This is a genomic window from Aquirufa novilacunae, assembly GCF_045310505.1.
GTDB classification, from domain to species: Bacteria; Bacteroidota; Bacteroidia; order Cytophagales; family Spirosomataceae; genus Aquirufa; species Aquirufa novilacunae.
Genome location: NZ_JBEWZG010000001.1, coordinates 498,896 through 516,480 on the forward strand (window position 1 = coordinate 498,896; position 17,585 = coordinate 516,480).

Genomic DNA, 17,585 nt, shown 5'->3' on the forward strand with positions numbered 1-17,585 from the left:
ATTTTTACCGGATGGAAAAGGAAATCAATCCCTGGAAAACGATTAGCCAACAAACGGCCTACGAGAATGCCTGGATAAAAGTAGAACACCATGAAGTTTTAAATCCCGCTGGTAATCCGGGGATTTATGGCAAAGTGCACTTTAAAAACACCGCTATTTCGATTGTTCCGATCGATTCGGAGGGATTTACCTATCTAGTGGGGCAATATCGTTATACCTTAAACGAATATTCTTGGGAAGTTCCTGAAGGTGGATGTTCCATCGCTGCGGGGGAATCTACTTTAGAGGCTGCTAAACGCGAATTACTCGAAGAAACCGGTCTAGTGGCATCAAAATGGACACAGTTAGGGGAGGTCTACTTATCTAATTCAGTAAGTGATGAAAAAGCGGTGATGTATGTAGCCCAAAACCTAGTTCAACAACAAGCCTGCCCAGAAGAAACGGAACAATTAAAAATACAAAGATTACCGCTCGGCGAAGCGATCGAAATGGCGCAAAATGGCACTATCACGGATGCGTTGAGCGTTTTGACCTTATTAAAGATCCCAGCTCTGCATCTGCTTTAATTCATCATAATCCGTTAAATCGTATTTGACAGGAACAATACTCACGTAGTTTTCAGCTAGCGCATCTAAATCGGTATTGTTATTCAAATCCTCGTTGTGTAAATCTCCATCCATCCAATAATAGGGCTTTCCATAAGGATCTTTACGCTCTTCAAAACGCTCTCTGAAGATCGCATTCGCTTGTTTTACCACCTTAACCCCTTGCAAAGGCATCGAAGAATGCGCAGGAAAATTCACGTTCAAGGTCAAACCTTTAGGCAAGCCGTGTACTAAAACTTGTTGGCAAATCTTGATAATGTAATCGTGGCAATGCGAGAAATCCGCATCTGCTGCAAAGTCGCACAAAGAAAAACCAATTGCCGGAATTCCTTCCATAGCAGCCTCAATGGCAGCTGACATGGTTCCTGAATATAAAACGGCTATAGATGCATTTGAACCATGATTTATGCCAGAAACGACTAAATCAATTTTGCGGTCTTTCAATATTTGATGTTTTCCGATCTTAACGCAATCTGCGGGTGTTCCAGAACACTTATAGGATTGAATTTGATCACCAAAATCATTCGTCTTCACTACACGAAGCGGTTCGCCTAATGTGATGGCATGACCCATTCCAGATTGATGCGTATCTGGAGCAACGACCACCACTTCGCCCATCTCGGACATAATTTCAGTGAGGACACGAATGCCTTTGGAATAGATAGAATCGTCGTTTGCGATGAGAATAAGTGGCTTCATTTTTGCTATTTTGACTGCAATTTACAAATTTTGGGCATGATTTTACGCAAAGCCACGCTCGAAGATATTCCCACCATTCAAGAAATTGCGGAGGAAGCCTGGAGACCTACTTACGGGTATATTTTAACCGAAGAGCAGACCTTATACATGATTCCAATGATGTATAATACGGAATTAATTAGCTCACAAATCGAACTTTTCTCTATGCTAGAAGTCGATGCAAAAGCTATTGGTTATTGTGCATTTGAAAAGATATCAGAGACCGAGGGAAAATTACATAAACTGTATTTACGACCATCGCTGAAGCAAAAAGGTGCCGGCACTTTTATTATCAACGAAATTAGTCATCAGGCTCGTGCCTTAGGCTTAGAATCGATTATCCTGAATGTAAATAAGTATAATTCTGCGGTAGATTTTTACCTCAAAAAAGGCTTCACAAAAGACCGCGAGATGATTCTAGATATAGGCAATGGCTACGTAATGGATGATTACGTTATGCGATTAACGCTATAGCTTTTTCTATTAAAGACATGATTTGTACCTCTGGATCCTTCGAAAATTCGTTGGTAATTCGATTGGCTAATAAGGCATTCAATGAAATCATTTCATGCCCCATGGCTCCTGCAAAGGCATAATAAGCGGCTGTTTCCATCTCAATATTGGTGATTTCATGACCTTCTAATGTAGCCCCCGCTACCTTTTGTAGAAAATCTGGCCTGATGGAATGCAGGCGGATAGTCCTGCCTTGAGGCGCATAAAAGCCAGGTGCCGTTAAAGTAATTCCTTCGAAAGCGTTTAATGGCTTGAATTTTTCTAGCAAATGGGTACTTGCTTTCGCCGCATACAGGGGTAGAGGATAATCAATGGCTTGTGTCCATTTTTCCAAAGAAGCAGCTGAAATAGATTGGGCAGACTCAAATCCATAAAATTGTGCCAGATTATCGAATCCAATAGCTGCATTTGAAATTAAAATCGAATCCACTGGAATGTGTGCCTGAATACTTCCAGAGGTACCTATTCGAATTAAATTCAACGATCTTTTTACTTCTTTCTCGAGGCGAGTTTGGAAATCAATATTCACCAAGGCATCCAACTCATTCATCACTATTTCTACATTATCTGCGCCTATTCCACTTGATAACACAGCGATTCGCTTCCCCTTTAAAGTACCTAAATGCGTCACAAATTCACGTTTATGCACGATTTCGGTGACCTCATCAAAAAACTGAGACACCTTGGGAACGCGTTCTGGATCTCCCACTAATATCAACGTATCAGGGATTTGATCCGGTAGCAAATTCAAATGGTAAGAACTTCCGTCTGGATTAATAATTAAGTCGGTAGGAGAGAAATAGGTCATCCGCGAATTTATTGATAATTTTCCAATTAAATAACCGACCATGTCCAGCACAAAGTCAGAAATCCTTTCAAAACTACGTGACCGTTTATCCGAATCGCTTGAAGAAGCACGAAGAGACTATCTATTAGCCAAAGAGTCAAGGGATTCAGATACCAAAAGTAGCGCAGGCGATAAGTTTGAAACCGGCCGCGAAATGATGCAGCGCGAGATGGACAAATTAAGTGCCTTAATCGATACGACTGAAAATTCATTAAAAAAACTACAATCCCTGCCCTCGGCAGCAGCCGCTTTCGTCTGCGAAGGGAGTCTGGTGGAAACGGATCAAGAGAAATACTTTATTTCAATTGGTTTTGGCAAAATGGACGACGTCTATGCCATCTCGGTCGAATCCCCATTAGGTGCCCTATTAAAAGGGAAAAAGATAGGGGAGAGCGTCGAAATGAGAGGAAAAATAATTACCATAAAGTCAATACGATGAAAAACGCACACTATTTCTATCTATTTCTCTCCTTAGTAGGGGGGAGCATCACCTTTTATTATGTTTATGAAGGCATGATGTTAAACAATGGAAAATTCGATGTCTATGATTTTGTTAAAAGTACTTGGACATCAAACCCTTACGCTAAAAGTTTAAGCTGTGATTTTTGGACGGGGGCCATAACAGGGACCTTTTTTATATTAGTTGAAGGATTACGTATCAAAATCAAAAACCTGTACCTGTATTTATTAGCGACCGTTTTAATTGGATTTGCGTTCGCATTCCCCTTATTTCTATTTTTCAGACATCAAAAACTAGCCAAAAACTAATGGAAGAATATATCAAGACCTTTCCGGAGGCCACACAAAAAATATTGATCGAGGTGCGCGATGCCATTCGTTCTATGGTTCCAGAGGGAACAGAAGAAACGATGTCTTATGGCATGCCTACTTTTAAATTCTATGGAAATTTAGTGCATTTTGCGGCCTGGAACAACCATTTGGGCTTTTATCCGACACCTAGTGGGATAAAGAATTTTGTTCAAGAATTAGCGCCTTACGAAGGTTCTAAGGGGGCAATCAAATTCCCCTACCATTCGCCTATGCCTTTGGAACTGATAAAAGAGATCACTTTATTTAGAGTTCAGGAGAATTTAGCCAAAAAGAAAAAAGGCTCATAATTGAGCCTTTTTTTGTTTTTCGATCTTCTCTGTCCGTTTAAAGGACTTGAATCCTAATTCAGGAGAATATCCCACTGAGTTTTTGGAATAATAGCCCTTCTCGTTATAAGGACGCTTACGAGGATGTTCTTTACATTCCTGCGAGCAGGCGCCTTCCATTTCTTTTAAACAGGAAGGACAAATGGCTAAATGCTCATTACATTCTGGATTCGCACAATTGACCATGTGATCCGACTTCGTGTGGCAAATATGGCATTCCGAAATTACCTCCGGATTCACCGAATTAACTGCCGTAGCCACTCGGTTATCGAACACGTAACAAGAACCATCAAAATCCTCTCCACCTTCCTCTAAACCGTATTTTATAATACCTCCGTGCAATTGATACACATCTTTAAATCCTTTTTCAATTAAATAAGCAGACGCTTTCTCGCACTTAATACCACCCGTACAGTAGGTAATCACTTTTTTATCTTTCAAATGGGCAATCTCCTGCACATGATCAGGTAAATCCCGAAGGTTTTCCATGTCAAAGGTATAAGCCCCTTTAAAACGGCCTAATTCGTGTTCATAATTCGAACGCATATCGACCAAAACGACATCAGGGTCATTCTTCAATAATTGCTTGAATTCTTTTGGCTTTAAATGTTTCCCGGTTCTGACACGTGGGTCCACCGGTAAATCCGAGTGAACAATCTCATTCTTCACGCGAACGTGAAGCTTGTTAAACGTATGAGCTTCATTTTCTTCGATTTTGAAATCAAAATCAGAACCCGCAAAAATGGGATCATTTTCTAACCACTTCATGTAGGCATCGCAATCCGCTTTAAGCCCAGAAACGGTTCCATTCAAACCTTCAGCAGCCACAATTACGCGCCCTAACAGGTTATTCTCAATACAAAATAGGTGATGTTTTACACGGTACTCCTCCGGATTCGGGATAGGAGTATAATTATAGTAAAGCAATACACTGTAAGGTTTCATCTTCAACATGATTTACAGATTAAACAAAATATTAAGTGACGATGGGGAGATTCGAACTCCCAAACCTTAACGGCACTACCACCTCAAGGTAGCGTGTCTACCAATTTCACCACATCGCCAAAAACGGTTAGTAAAATTACCAATTATTTACTTACTTGCCAACAATTACAGAACTCAAAAATATCAGTAAAATGGCTTTAGAAATAAGCGGAAAATTAATCAAGAAATTACCTGAGGTTACAGGAACAGGTAAAAATGGCACCAACTGGATCAAGCAAGAATTCGTGATCGAAACACAAGATCAATACCCTAAGAAGGTTTGTATGTCGGTTTGGGGAGATAAAACACAAGATTTATCGCCAGTTCAAGAAGGCGAAATCGTAAAAGTTCAATTCAACGTAGAATCAAGAGAATACAACGAGCGCTGGTATACAGAAATTCGTGCCTATCGTTTAGATCGCACTGGATCTATTCCAGCAGGAGTGGAACCTACACCAGCAGCGGGTGGCTACCAATTCCCTCCATTAGCGGCGGAGAGTGGAGATGATTTGCCATTCTAGTCGATAGTCACTAGTCGCTAGTCACTAGTAGAAAAAAATAAAAGCCAGGACATCGTTCTGGCTTTTTTAATATTCGCGCACTTTGAATTCAGATTTTTTCTGTCACTGCCCACTAACGACTAGTGACTAGCAACTAGCGACTGTTAACCCCATCGCTTGATGCTCAATATCCGCCTCAACAAACCTCCCTCCATAGGGTACAAAACCTAAAGAGGCATAAAGCGGCATTACTGAAACCTGTGCATGCAGATAGAAATAATTGCAATCAGGATAAGCAGCTGTGGCTTCAGTAATTATATGGTTCACAACTAAAGAGGCAAAACCTTTGCCTCTTGCCGATTCTAAAGTGGCAATGCGCTCCACTTTAATGCCTTTTTCGGTTTTTCGATAACGTCCAGTGGCGACGGGGATATCATTTTCTAATAAAAGATAATGATTAGCTACCGCATCTAATTCATCAAATTCCTCGGAAGGCAGACATTTTTGCTCTTTGACAAAAACCTCCGTCCGAATGGCGAAAACTTGATCAATTTCTTCCTGGCTGATTGCCTGAATAATCTTATTTATCTTGCTTTCCATACGCCTCGATGATTTTTCGCACTAAACGGTGACGAACCACATCGGATCCATCTAATTCGACAAACGCAATTCCATTGATTCCTGAAAGGATACGTTCCGCTTCTCCTAAACCAGATGTTTGGTTCTTAGGTAAGTCAACTTGAGATTTATCACCTGTAATAATCGTCTTCGATTGAATACCCATACGCGTTAAAAACATCTTCATTTGCATGGAGGTAGTGTTTTGGGCTTCGTCGAGTAAAATAAATGCTTTATTTAAAGTACGACCGCGCATATAGGCCAAAGGTGCAATTTCAATCGTCCGATTTTCTAAATAGAATTTCAATTTCTCAGCCGGAATCATATCATCCAACGCATCATAAATAGGGCGTAAATAGGGATCAATTTTTTCCTTCAAATCTCCTGGTAAGAAACCTAGGTTTTCGCCTGCTTCCACAGCAGGACGCGTGATAATGATTTTCTTAACCTCTTTGTTCTTTAACGCTTTTACCGCTAAAGCCACTGCCGTATACGTTTTACCAGTTCCAGCTGGACCGATGGCAAAGACGATGTCGTTCTCAGTGGCCGCATCGACCAGTTTTCGTTGATTCGGAGTTTTGGCCTTAATAACGATTCCTTTATTGCCAAAAAGAAGCACGTCTTTATCCTCCACCCAGGGCTGAGAAGTTTCCTCTCCAGTCGGATTTAATACCGCATCAATGTAGGCCTGCATATGTTTTTCGGACAGGGTATGGTGCTTCTCTAAATGCGCAATGCAGGAGTTAACGATGGCTTCCACCAAGGCGATTTGATCATTGGATCCACGAACCGTTAATTGCTCGCCTCGAGCAATGATTTTTGATTGGGGAAAGGCATGAATCAATAAATTGATATTGACATTCGCTACGCCTAAAAAGTCGATTAGAGAGACCTCTGAGAGGGAAATTATTTTTTCTAACAAGTAAAAATGGGTTTAAATCGTACAGAGGTAAAAATAAGAAATTCTTGAAATTTAATACCTTCGAGAATAAGATAATTTTGAAAATTTAACGTAAAATTGTGGTATGGAATCTAACACCCCTTCATCCATTTACAAAAAAGGAAATCAGTCATCTGCCGGAATTCGTTCTCAAGCAGGTCCTACTCGTTTAAGCGATTTAGGCCTTGGGAAATTACCTCCACAGGCCGTTGACTTAGAGGAAGCGTTGTTAGGTGCCTTAATGTTAGAAAAAGAGCCTTTAGCTAACGTAATCGAATTATTAAGACCTGCCTCATTTTACAAAGAAGGCCACCAATTGATTTTCGAAGCCATTCAAGGGCTATTTCAGGCATCTCAACCTGTCGATTTATTGACGGTTAATAATTTTTTAAAGCAAAATGGTTCGCTAGAAAAAGCAGGAGGCACTAGTTATTTAGCCCAATTAACCTCTCGCGTTAGTTCAACTTCTAACGTTGAATTCCACGCCAGAATCATCATTGAGCAATATTTAAAGCGCCAGCTCATCCAAATATCCTCCGAAATCCAACGTTTATCTTATGAAGATACTTCAGATGTTTTTCATCTTTTAGATAAGATGGAGCAGGAGCTCTTTACCATCGCAGAATCCAACATTCGTAAGAACTACGAAAGCATGTCGGATATTTTGAAGAAAGCGGTGGATGAATTAGAAAAGAAACAATTGCAAAAAAGCGGTTTGACGGGTATCCCGTCTGGGTTTACTGATTTAGATCGTTTGACTTCCGGCTGGCAAAGACAGGAACTTATTATCATCGCGGCACGTCCAGGTATGGGTAAAACGGCATTTGTCGTGTCAGCTTGTAGAAATGCAGCAGTAGATTTTGGTCACTCTGTTGCGCTATTCTCACTAGAGATGAGTGCCGTACAGCTTGTTAATCGTATTATCTCAGCTGAGGCAGAAATTGAAGCAGAGAAAATCCGTAAAGGCAAGTTAGAACCACATGAGTGGCAGCAATTGCATACAAAGATCAATAAGCTTTTCGAAGCCAATATGTTTATCGATGACACCCCCGCTTTATCGATTCTAGAATTAAGAGCAAAATGTCGTCGTTTAAAAGCACAAAAAGGCATCGACCTCATCGTCATCGACTACTTGCAGTTAATGACAGGGGATAGTTCAGGAAAAGGGGCCAGCGGTAATCGGGAGCAAGAAATTGCTCAAATTTCCCGTGCCTTAAAGCAATTAGCCAAAGAATTAGATGTGCCCGTGATCGCACTTTCTCAATTAAATCGTTCTACGGAAACACGTGGCGGGAATAAGAAACCTCAACTTTCTGACCTTCGTGAATCGGGAGCCATTGAGCAGGATGCCGATCAGGTAATGTTTATCTACCGTCCTGAATACTATGGTATTACAGCTGATGATCAAGGGAACTCGATTACAGGAATGGGAGAGATTATTATGGCCAAAAACCGTTCCGGATCTCTCGACAGTGTCTGGCTAAAATTCATCGGTAAGTTCACGAAATATTGTGATCTAGACTTCCAACCTTTCTCTAATAATGAAGGAGGAAACTTTGATTTAAGTGCCCTAGGGGATCAAACTTCGGCTTTCGAATCGAGTTCTGACGCGGTATTTAAGGGGAGTAAGATGAACTTGCCGCCGGAGGATTATGATCCGCTAAACACTCCGTTTTAATAATTGCTCCGCAATTATTAAAACATAGAGTTCAAAGAACAAAGCAAAAAGAACAGAGTTGGAATTCCCTTCGGGAATACATTTCTGAAATACCAAAAAGGCGATAAATCGCCATTTTTGATTCCATATTTATGCTTTATGCTCTATTCTTTGTGCTTTAACTTCAACCGAACTATATTCTCCACATGGTGCGTCTGAGGGAACATATCCACCGGATGAACGACATCCACCTCGTATGCCACATCCAATAGGGCAAGATCACGTGCCTGCGTTGCTGGGTTGCAACTAACATATACAATCTTCTTTGGCTTTACGGCTAGAATTTGGTTGACTACATCAAGGTCCATTCCGGCACGCGGTGGATCCGTGATAATCACGTCAGGAGCTCCGTGGATAGCGATGAATTCTTCCGTCAAGACTTTTTTCATGTCTCCTGCGAAGAAGGCGGCATTTTTAATGCCATTCAGTTCTGCGTTGATTCGTGCATCTTCCACAGCCATTTCGACGTATTCTAGTCCAACTACTTTGGAAGCGTACTTAGCTAAAAATAGGCCAATTGTTCCCGTTCCAGTATATAGGTCATACACCACTTCATTACCTTGTAAGTCAGCGTATTGACGAACCAATTGGTAAAGTTTAAGGGCTTGTTTGGCGTTAGTTTGGAAAAAGGATTTTGGACCTATTTGGAACTTCAAATCCTCCATTGTTTCCACCATGAAAGGCTTACCGTGGTAACAAACGACTTCTAAATCATGGAAGGTGTCGTTACCTTTTTGGTTTACCACATAATTCAAAGATGTAATCATCGGAAAGGTAGATTTCAAATAATCCATCACCAGTTTGATTTCATCCTCTGTGGCATAGGCGAACTGAACTGTCACCATCCATTCGTCGGTAACTGTGTTTCGGATGATCAAATTCCGCAAGGCGCCTTCCTGCTGGTTTTTCAATTCATAATAGGAGATTCCGTTCACATCTGCGAAATCACGCACTCCATTGCGAATAGCATTAGATGGATCAGGCTGTAAATAACAATGATCAACAGGCAAAATCTTATCAAAACGACCCGGAACGTGGAAACCCAGAGCGTTCATCGTACCTAAATCTTCCTTTCCAATTTCATCTTCCGTAAGCCAACGCGCACAAGAAAAGGTGAATTCTAATTTATTGCGGTAATAATAAGTCTCTTCTGAGCCTAGAATGGGCTGAAATTCAGGCAACTTCACTTTTGCGATACGCGTCAGATTATCTTTGACTTGCTGCGCTTTGAAAGCAGTTTGGGATTCGTAAGAAACATGTTGCCATTTACAGCCACCGCAAATACCGAAGTGACTACAGGCCACCTCACTACGGTGCTTTGAAAGCGGTTGAATGTTAATTGCTTGCGCTTGTTTGAAACTTTTCTTCGACTTCAAAATGCGTAAATCCGCGATATCACCGGGAGCGACTGCACCTTGTACAAAAATCACTTCATCGTTCACTTTGGCAATACACTTTGCCTCTGCGGCAAAATCCAAAATGGCAATTTGTTCCAACACCACCGGGGCTTTCTTTTCTTTTTTCTTACTCATGCTGCTAAAAATGTGCACAAAAATACGGCTTTATGTGGGCAAGCCAACCAATTCAAGATAAAACCTTAACTTCGCAATGAAATTAATTCACATGAAGAATCAAGTAGTAATCATCACGGGAGCTAGTTCTGGAATCGGAAAAGCTTTAGCCTTTGAATATGGCAGAAAAGGAGCTCAAATCATCATAACAGGTAGAAATGAACAGAATCTACTAGCTGCAGAAGCGGAATTACAAGCCCAAGGCATCTCTGCTAAAGGTATTGTTTGTGACTCTGCCTCGGAAGAACAAAGTCGAGCGATGGTTGCCGAGGTAGTGGAGCTTTATGGTCGTATCGACCTGCTAATCAATAATGCAGGAATCTCCATGCGTTCGATGTTTGAAAATGTTGACTTGACTGTTTTAAAACAAGTAATGGATATTAATTTTTGGGGGACAGTGTATGCCACCCATGCCGCATTACCCCATATTAAAGCTGTAAAAGGAGGAATCATCGGCATTTCTTCGATTGCGGGTTACCGAGGATTGCCTGTAAGAACGGGTTATTCAGCCTCTAAATTCGCCATGAATGGTTTCTTAGAAGCCTTAAGAACAGAGTTATTAGAAACAGGAGTACATGTATTAATCGCTTGTCCAGGCTTTACCGCTTCAAATATCAGAGCAGCTTCCTTAAATAGTGAAGGAAAGATAACGGGCGAAACGATGCGGGATGAAGGCAAAATGATGTCTGCGGAGGAAGTGGCCTCTCGAATTGCAGCAGCGTATGAGGCTAAAAAGAAAACCCTCGTTTTAACCCTGCAAGGCAAATTAACGGTATTCTTGAACAAGTGGCTGAATGGTTTTACGGATCGTTTGGTCTATAATACACTGAAAAAAGAAAAGGATAGCCCCTTACAATAAAGCTCCCTTCCGCTAAAAGCAAAAGGGAGCCAAAACCCAATTAAATACCACTCTAAACCTTTATATCGTAGCGTAATTCATTTGAACCTTTTGTAAGAGTTCATTTAATTCCGCTTTTTTATACTCAAAATAGGGAAGTGCTAAATCGAATTCATCGATCAAGAGCTGAAAATACTTCCGTTCAAAAACCAAAAACTGCGCATAACTAGATGTCAACGCAGAAAAATGGTGTTTTTTTTCCTCGATTGCCTCTTCAATTCCAATAAATACTCCTTTTCTTTCAATGGTCACGAAACCTGCTGGACTTTCCAGAAGAAGACTTCCTTCCTGGAGATAAAAAACAAATTCCGCTTTTTGACCCTGACGAAATAAATATTCATCAGGTAAATAGCGGAGTTCAATCCCACTCGCTAGTACTTTCCGTTCTGTATCTGAAAAATCGTTCATTGGCTTTATTGACAATGCGAAAGTAGCGGTTCTATTCAGCTTAATTCCTGACATTGATCAGTTTTCAAACTAGTATTTGTCACGTAAAGCAATCTACATTCATCGGAAATTTGAGACATTATCCAGTAAATATGTACTCAGAAATCCTAGAAGCGCCTATAGTTGACCAAGCAACGGTTTGTTACCACTGCGGCGATGCCTGTGGAGAACATCCGATTAAGAAACAGGACAAAACATTTTGCTGCCATGGCTGTGAACAGGTGTTTGAGCTCTTGAATGATAATCAACTAGCCGATTATTATGCATGTGATATCAATCCTGGCATTTCTCCTACAGAAAAGAATTTTGACTTTTTGAATAATACGGCGTTTCGCAATCGATTGATCACATTTTCTAATTCAGAGTTTTCCAAAGTAAGCTTTCATTTACCCGCCATACACTGTCGATCGTGCTTGTATTTATTAGAGAATTTGCAAAAACTGAATCCAAATATCATCAAAACTAATTTAAATTTTGGTAAGAAGGATTTAACTGTATGGTTCAAAGAAGATCAATTGAGTTTAGGTGCGCTCGCTAGCTTGATATCTCGCTTAGGCTACGAACCGCATATTTCGAATGAGGAGGAAAAACCGCAAAATAACGACCAAAAACACCTTTTCCTACAATTAGGCATCGCCGGATTTTGTGCAGGAAATGCCATGTTATTTAGTTTTCCAGAATATTTAGGAATCGAAGATGGTTCACTACAACAGCTATTTGGGTATCTAAATTTAGCCTTAGGAACGATAGCTGTATTTTATTCCGGATCCGATTATTTCCGCAATGTATATGCACACCTAAAATTGGGCAAAATGACTATTGAGTTGCCCATCTTGTTAGGAATTCTGGTAGGTTACGGTCGAAGTGCCTATGAAATTCTTTCTCATACGGGCGCTGGATACATTGATTCTGTTTCTGGTTTGATTTTCTTTTTATTGATAGGGAAATGGTTTCAACAGAAATCGTTTGACTTTCTTTCCTTTGAACGAAATTACAAGGCCTATTTCCCTCTTGTGATGACCAAAATCGCAGGCGGCAAAGAAGTAACTGCTCCCTTAGAAGAGATCAAAATAGGGGATCGCCTGCTCATTCGAAATCAAGAAATCATTCCAGCAGATGCCTATTTATTAAAAGGCAAAAGTGACATGGATTATAGTTTTGTAACGGGGGAGAGTGAACTCATTTCCATAGAGGCAGGACAGTCTATTTATGCGGGAGGCAAACATAGGGGAGAAGCGATCGAAATTCAAATCAGTAAAGATTTGAATCAAAGCCACTTAACGCAACTTTGGGAGCAGCAAGCCTTTAAGGATCCTCACCACAAATCAGAGAATTGGGAAAATTTCGCAAACCAGGTGGGCTTCTATTTTACGATCATTCTGTTGAGTTTAGCCACCGCAGCAGGGATCTATTGGTATAACGTGGATCCTAATAGATGGTCAAATGCTGTGGTGAGTATTTTAGTGATTGCTTGTCCCTGCGCTTTGGCCGTCTCTTATCCTTTTGCACTGGGTCATGGTATTCGCTGGCTAGCAAAACACCAGTTCTTCATCAAAGACATTCAGACTTTTGAACGAATGGCCCAAGTGAACACCTTGGTTTTCGATAAAACGGGCACTTTAACCTTACAAGGCAAAACGGAACCAAGCATCCATTTTAATCGAGAATTAAGCGAAAGAGAATGGAATGCCATTTATTCTCTCGTTTTTCAATCTACACATCCCTTATCCAAACAAGTAAAAAAGTTTTTACAAGGACGCACTGTCCTTCCTATGACCCAATTCAAAGAAGTAACAGGGAAAGGATTAGAGGCTCATTTTGAAGAATTATTTGTCCAAATAGGAAGTGCTAAATACACTAACAATCATCTCGTTTCACCAGAGGGATTTATCAGCTCCGAATCGCGTTTATTCGTTTCAATCAACCATCGATCGATTGGTTTTTTAGAGTTCCCTTGGGAAAATAGGCCAGGCATAGAAGCGCTTTTACATCGATTAAGACATACCTATGAAATTCACTTGATTTCAGGTGATAAAAAAGAACATGCAAGTCATCTAGTAGATTGGTTTGACAATCAAGATCATTTAAAATTCGAATGTAGCCCCATGCAGAAAATGGAATACATTCAAAAGCTCCAACAACAGGGAAAAATTGTTGCCATGATAGGAGATGGGTTGAATGATGCTGGGGCCTTAAAACAAGCCCATGTGGGCATTGCCGTTTCAGATGACCACTTACATTTTACCCCCTCATCTGATGCCATTTTGAAGGGTTCGGAATTAGCTCAATTAGGGACGTATTTAAACTATTCAAAATTTGGGTTAAAACTCATCAAGGCTAGCTTTTTGCTCTCTTTAGTCTATAATGGATTTGGATTAAGCTATGCCATTCAGGCTAATTTATACCCGTTAATTGCGGCCATCTTAATGCCGGTGAATTCGATTAGTATGCTAGTCATTGCGAACGTAGGTATGAATTGGATGGGGCAAAACCTAACACGTGAAAAAATCAGATTAAAAGCTGATTAAGGTCAGGTTTTAGGGGATGCATTGTCCCGAAATTGCAACAAATAAATTGTACGCCCAATGGAAATAATGTACCTAATGATCGGATTGAGCCTTTTTATGGCGATTGGATTTGTGGTAGCCTTTGTTTGGTCTATTCGATCTGGGCAACAAGAGGATTTAATTACTCCCGCAATGCGCATTTTACACGAAGACGAAAAAACTAAGAATCTATGAGCACAAAATCTACCTCATTAGAGCAATTTTATTACGATAATAAAATTGTTCGAAATTTTTCCCTTGCCACAATCCTTTGGGGAGTAGTCGGAATGACAATCGGTGTAATTATTGCTACACAATTATTTGCCCCCTCATGGAATTTGACTCAATATGGTACTTTTGGCCGTTTACGTCCACTGCATACAAATGCCGTGATATTTGCCTTCGTTGGAAATGCCATATTTGCCGGTGTTTATTATTCCCTTCAGCGATTATTAAAAGCGCGTATGTACAGTGACTTTTTGTCCAATTTTCACTTTTGGGGTTGGCAATTAATTATCGTTGCAGCGGCTATTACTTTACCTTTAGGCATCACTACTTCGCATGAATATGCGGAATTGGAATGGCCCATAGATATCGCCATAACATTGGTTTGGGTAGCCTTTGGCATGAATATGTTCGGAACTATCTTCAAAAGAAGAGAACGTCACTTATATGTAGCCATTTGGTTTTACATTGCGACTTTCATTACCGTGGCCGTTTTACACTTGACTAATTCGGTGCAATTACCCATTTCATTTTTAAAATCCTATTACGTTTATGCAGGTGTTCAAGATGCCTTAATTCAATGGTGGTATGGCCATAATGCGGTGGCGTTTTTCTTAACGACTCCTTTCCTGGGGATGATGTATTATTTTCTGCCAAAAATGGCGAATCGTCCCGTTTACTCGTACCGACTATCCATTTTACACTTTTGGGCCTTAATCTTTATTTACATCTGGGCGGGGCCTCACCACTTATTATATTCTTCTTTACCTGATTGGGCTCAATCCCTAGGGGTCGTTTTCTCTATCATGTTAATTGCGCCATCTTGGGGAGGTATGATCAATGGCCTTTTAACCTTGAGAGGGGCTTGGGATCAAGTTCGGGAGAATACCATTTTGAAGTTTATGGTCGTGGGTATTACAAGTTATGGTATGGCGACTTTCGAGGGTCCCATGTTGTCTTTGAAAAACATCAATGCCATTGCCCACTTTACCGACTGGATCGTAGCACACGTACACGTGGGGGCTTTAGGATGGAATGGATTCTTAACCTTCGCCATGTTATACTGGCTTTTCCCTAGAATCTTCCAAACTACGATTTATTCGGAAAAATTAGTCAAAACACACTTTTGGATCGGAACCATCGGTATCGCCTTCTATGCGATCCCCATGTATATCTCAGGTTTTACTCAAGGGATGATGTGGAAGCAATTCACAGCAGAAGGAACCTTACAATACGGTAATTTCCTGGATACTACGCTGCAATTATTACCCATGCATATGATGCGCGCATTTGGAGGCACCTTATATCTAACTGGAGCCATTTTAATGGCCTACAACTTGTTTAAGACCATGTCGAAAGGATCATTGTTAGCTAATGAAAAAGCAGAAGCCGCACCATTAGCGATCATAGAGGAAAAACACGACGGTGATGGACATTGGCACCGTTGGATTGAAAAACGCCCCATCCAATTACTAGTAGCCTCTTTAGTGATGATCCTAGTGGGTTCTCTTGTCGAATTGATTCCAACATTCATGGTGAAATCAAACGTAGCTACCATTGAATCAGTTAAACCTTATACTTCATTAGAATTAGAAGGACGTGACATTTATATCCGTGAAGGTTGTGTTAGTTGCCACTCACAATTAGTTCGTCCTTTTAGAAGTGAGACAGAACGTTATGGCGAATTCTCGAAATCTGGGGAGTTTGTGTATGATCATCCCTTCCTTTGGGGGTCTAAACGTACGGGACCTGATTTGCACCGGGAGGGTGGAAAATATCCAGATTCTTGGCATTACCACCATATGAGAGAGCCTAGCAGCATGTCTCCGGGATCAATTATGCCTAATTACGCTTGGCTACTTGAACAAACGCTGAATACCTCACAAACGCAGGATAAATTAGCGGCCATGAAAAAATTAGGGGTTCCGTATTCTACTCAAGAAGTGAATGATGCAGTTAAAGACTTGAATACCCAGGCAAAAGCCATTCAAGCTAACTTAGCAGCAGAGAAAATTAAAGTAAGTCAAGACAAAGAAATTATTGCTTTGATTGCCTATTTACAACGTTTAGGTACTGACATCTCTAAAAAATAGCTACCATGTTTAAGCAATTTATATCTAATATACCAGGAGCAGATAATTATATGATATTCTCGCTTTTGACCTTTTTAACCTTCTTCATCTTAGTGGGCATCTACTTGATTTGGATGGACAAAAAGCACCTTGTTGAAATGAAACAAATGCCTTTCAATGAGGGAAATAACCTAAATGAGCCATTAAAATCGTAATACTATGTCAGTGAATGTTCTTGAAATTTGGTTAGTAAGTATGATCCTAATGACAGGAGTTGTCATTTTAGTGGTTACACTTCAATTACAGGTGACCATAAAAAAACTAGTTGACCAGGCTTCGCCCGAACCTATTGAGAAGCTTAGCTGGTGGGATAACTTTACGGGATTAAAACCTTTAGAGAAAGAGAAGGATCTTTTAATGAATCATAAATTCGATGGTATTTCGGAATTAGATAATCCTACACCACCCTGGTTCATGTATTTGTTTTATTTATCTATCCTATTTGCACTTGTTTATGGTGCATATTACCACGTTTACCAAGATGGAAATATCCAAGAGACCGAATACAAAAATGAGGTGGCTGTAGCTGAAAAAGTACGCGAGGAGTATATGAAGAAGTTTGCCAACTCGGTGAATGAGGACAATGTAACTATTGTAACCGCTGCGAAAGATTTAACAGAGGGCTCACAAATCTATTCTACAAATTGTGTAGCTTGTCACGGAGATAAGGGGCAAGGAGGCGTGGGTCCTAATCTAACTGACAAGTTTTGGATTCACGGAGGGGGTGTAAAAGATTTATTTAAGACGATTACTCATGGAATTCCCGAAAAGGGGATGATCGCTTGGAATAAGTCATTGAATCCTTTACAAATTCAGAAAGTTGCCTCCTATATTCTGACGCTGCAAGGAACTAACCCTCCTGGTGCGAAAGAACCACAAGGAACAGAAACTAAAACACCTTAATTATGAAAAAAAACGTAGGCAAAATGGACCGAATCTTTCGTCTAGCCATTGCAGTAGTGTTAGCCATTCTAGCTTATTCGAAAATTATTCCAGCTAATCTAGCCTTAACAGTCTACATCGTAGCTGCAGTTATTGCACTTACTGGAATCATTCGAGTGTGTTTATTATATAAACCATTTGGAATTAGTACCTGCCGAGAAAAGAATCCATTTTAATGTAAAGGGGTCCGGCAACGGACCCTCTT

At 40.5% G+C, this 17,585-nt stretch carries 21 protein-coding genes and 1 tRNA gene; 14 read left to right on the top strand and 8 right to left on the bottom strand.

Going from position 1 to position 17,585, the window contains the following annotated elements; translation table 11 throughout:
* Positions 1-11 precede the first annotated feature (11 nt).
* A complete protein-coding gene (locus tag V7S74_RS02255; RefSeq protein ID WP_406777148.1) occupies positions 12-566 on the top strand; it encodes an NUDIX domain-containing protein in 555 nt (184 codons plus the stop codon).
* Here V7S74_RS02255 and surE read toward each other — a convergent pair.
* A complete protein-coding gene (surE, locus tag V7S74_RS02260; RefSeq protein WP_406777149.1) occupies positions 537-1,304 on the bottom strand; it encodes a 5'/3'-nucleotidase SurE in 768 nt (255 codons plus the stop codon). The two genes, V7S74_RS02255 and surE, sit on opposite strands and share 30 nt — an antisense overlap.
* 36 nt (positions 1,305-1,340) lie before the next feature.
* Between surE and V7S74_RS02265 the strand changes: the two genes are divergently transcribed.
* Positions 1,341-1,817, top strand: coding sequence for a GNAT family N-acetyltransferase (locus V7S74_RS02265; RefSeq protein WP_406777150.1), 477 nt, complete (start codon positions 1,341-1,343; stop codon positions 1,815-1,817).
* Here the strand turns inward: V7S74_RS02265 and V7S74_RS02270 are convergent.
* Positions 1,798-2,664 (bottom strand): nucleoside phosphorylase, encoded by an 867-nt coding sequence (locus V7S74_RS02270; protein WP_406777151.1) that lies wholly within the window; start codon positions 2,662-2,664, stop codon positions 1,798-1,800. The genes V7S74_RS02265 and V7S74_RS02270 overlap by 20 nt on opposite strands.
* 40 nt (positions 2,665-2,704) lie before the next feature.
* Between V7S74_RS02270 and V7S74_RS02275 the strand changes: the two genes are divergently transcribed.
* Genes V7S74_RS02275 through V7S74_RS02285 form a run of 3 tightly spaced genes read left to right on the top strand, consistent with a single transcriptional unit; the run spans position 2,705 to position 3,821 of the window.
* A complete protein-coding gene (locus V7S74_RS02275; protein WP_406777152.1) occupies positions 2,705-3,142 on the top strand; it encodes a hypothetical protein in 438 nt (145 codons plus the stop codon).
* On the top strand, positions 3,139-3,471 hold the full coding sequence (locus tag V7S74_RS02280; RefSeq protein ID WP_406777153.1) for a DUF2834 domain-containing protein: 333 nt from the start codon (positions 3,139-3,141) through the stop codon (positions 3,469-3,471). The genes V7S74_RS02275 and V7S74_RS02280 overlap by 4 nt, the downstream gene beginning before the upstream one ends.
* On the top strand, positions 3,471-3,821 hold the full coding sequence (locus V7S74_RS02285; protein ID WP_406777154.1) for an iron chaperone: 351 nt from the start codon (positions 3,471-3,473) through the stop codon (positions 3,819-3,821). Before V7S74_RS02280 ends, V7S74_RS02285 begins: the two co-directional genes overlap by 1 nt.
* On the opposite strand, the gene trhO is transcribed toward V7S74_RS02285, so the two are convergent.
* Both trhO and V7S74_RS02295 read right to left on the bottom strand, forming a co-directional pair.
* Positions 3,816-4,805: an oxygen-dependent tRNA uridine(34) hydroxylase TrhO gene (gene trhO / locus V7S74_RS02290; RefSeq protein WP_406777155.1), complete on the bottom strand. Its 990-nt coding sequence runs from the start codon at positions 4,803-4,805 to the stop codon at positions 3,816-3,818. The two genes, V7S74_RS02285 and trhO, sit on opposite strands and share 6 nt — an antisense overlap.
* Positions 4,806-4,841: 36 nt before the next feature.
* Positions 4,842-4,924, bottom strand: a tRNA-Leu gene (locus tag V7S74_RS02295).
* A 72-nt stretch (positions 4,925-4,996) separates the two neighbouring features.
* Here V7S74_RS02295 and V7S74_RS02300 point away from each other — a divergent pair.
* Positions 4,997-5,365, top strand: coding sequence for a DUF3127 domain-containing protein (locus V7S74_RS02300; protein WP_406777156.1), 369 nt, complete (start codon positions 4,997-4,999; stop codon positions 5,363-5,365).
* A gap of 126 nt (positions 5,366-5,491) precedes the next feature.
* Here V7S74_RS02300 and V7S74_RS02305 read toward each other — a convergent pair whose 3' ends face one another.
* Both V7S74_RS02305 and V7S74_RS02310 read right to left on the bottom strand, forming a co-directional pair.
* Positions 5,492-5,944 (bottom strand): GNAT family N-acetyltransferase, encoded by a 453-nt coding sequence (locus tag V7S74_RS02305; RefSeq protein ID WP_406777157.1) that lies wholly within the window; start codon positions 5,942-5,944, stop codon positions 5,492-5,494.
* Positions 5,925-6,884 carry a PhoH family protein gene (locus V7S74_RS02310; protein WP_406777158.1) on the bottom strand — a complete coding sequence of 320 codons (960 nt, stop codon included), beginning with the start codon at positions 6,882-6,884 and terminating at the stop codon, positions 5,925-5,927. Before V7S74_RS02310 ends, V7S74_RS02305 begins: the two co-directional genes overlap by 20 nt.
* Positions 6,885-6,987: 103 nt before the next feature.
* Here V7S74_RS02310 and dnaB point away from each other — a divergent pair, with 103 nt between their 5' ends.
* Positions 6,988-8,580, top strand: a complete 1,593-nt coding sequence (dnaB, locus tag V7S74_RS02315; protein WP_406777159.1) for a replicative DNA helicase — start codon at positions 6,988-6,990, stop codon at positions 8,578-8,580.
* 143 nt (positions 8,581-8,723) lie between these two features.
* Here the strand turns inward: dnaB and rlmD are convergent, their stop codons facing one another.
* Entirely contained in the window at positions 8,724-10,151 is a 1,428-nt protein-coding gene (gene rlmD / locus V7S74_RS02320; protein ID WP_406777160.1) for a 23S rRNA (uracil(1939)-C(5))-methyltransferase RlmD, read from the bottom strand.
* Positions 10,152-10,242: 91 nt separating this feature from the next.
* Between rlmD and V7S74_RS02325 the strand changes: the two genes are divergently transcribed.
* Positions 10,243-11,049: an SDR family oxidoreductase gene (locus tag V7S74_RS02325; protein WP_406777692.1), complete on the top strand. Its 807-nt coding sequence runs from the start codon at positions 10,243-10,245 to the stop codon at positions 11,047-11,049.
* Between the two features lie 60 nt (positions 11,050-11,109).
* Here the strand turns inward: V7S74_RS02325 and V7S74_RS02330 are convergent, their stop codons facing one another.
* Entirely contained in the window at positions 11,110-11,550 is a 441-nt protein-coding gene (locus tag V7S74_RS02330) for a cyclic nucleotide-binding domain-containing protein (protein WP_406777161.1), read from the bottom strand.
* A 77-nt stretch (positions 11,551-11,627) separates the two neighbouring features.
* Between V7S74_RS02330 and V7S74_RS02335 the strand changes: the two genes are divergently transcribed.
* Genes V7S74_RS02335 through V7S74_RS02360 form a run of 6 tightly spaced genes read left to right on the top strand, consistent with a single transcriptional unit; the run spans position 11,628 to position 17,556 of the window.
* On the top strand, positions 11,628-14,063 hold the full coding sequence (locus V7S74_RS02335) for a heavy metal translocating P-type ATPase (protein ID WP_406777162.1): 2,436 nt from the start codon (positions 11,628-11,630) through the stop codon (positions 14,061-14,063).
* Between the two features lie 57 nt (positions 14,064-14,120).
* A complete protein-coding gene (ccoS, locus tag V7S74_RS02340) occupies positions 14,121-14,276 on the top strand; it encodes a cbb3-type cytochrome oxidase assembly protein CcoS (protein ID WP_406777163.1) in 156 nt (51 codons plus the stop codon).
* On the top strand, positions 14,273-16,399 hold the full coding sequence (gene ccoN, locus V7S74_RS02345; RefSeq protein WP_406777164.1) for a cytochrome-c oxidase, cbb3-type subunit I: 2,127 nt from the start codon (positions 14,273-14,275) through the stop codon (positions 16,397-16,399). The genes ccoS and ccoN overlap by 4 nt, the downstream gene beginning before the upstream one ends.
* Positions 16,400-16,404: 5 nt before the next feature.
* A complete protein-coding gene (locus tag V7S74_RS02350; RefSeq protein WP_406777165.1) occupies positions 16,405-16,593 on the top strand; it encodes a hypothetical protein in 189 nt (62 codons plus the stop codon).
* A 4-nt stretch (positions 16,594-16,597) separates the two neighbouring features.
* A complete protein-coding gene (locus V7S74_RS02355) occupies positions 16,598-17,341 on the top strand; it encodes a cbb3-type cytochrome c oxidase N-terminal domain-containing protein (protein ID WP_406777166.1) in 744 nt (247 codons plus the stop codon).
* Between the two features lie 2 nt (positions 17,342-17,343).
* Entirely contained in the window at positions 17,344-17,556 is a 213-nt protein-coding gene (locus V7S74_RS02360; RefSeq protein WP_406777167.1) for a YgaP family membrane protein, read from the top strand.
* The last annotated feature ends 29 nt before the right edge of the window (positions 17,557-17,585 follow it).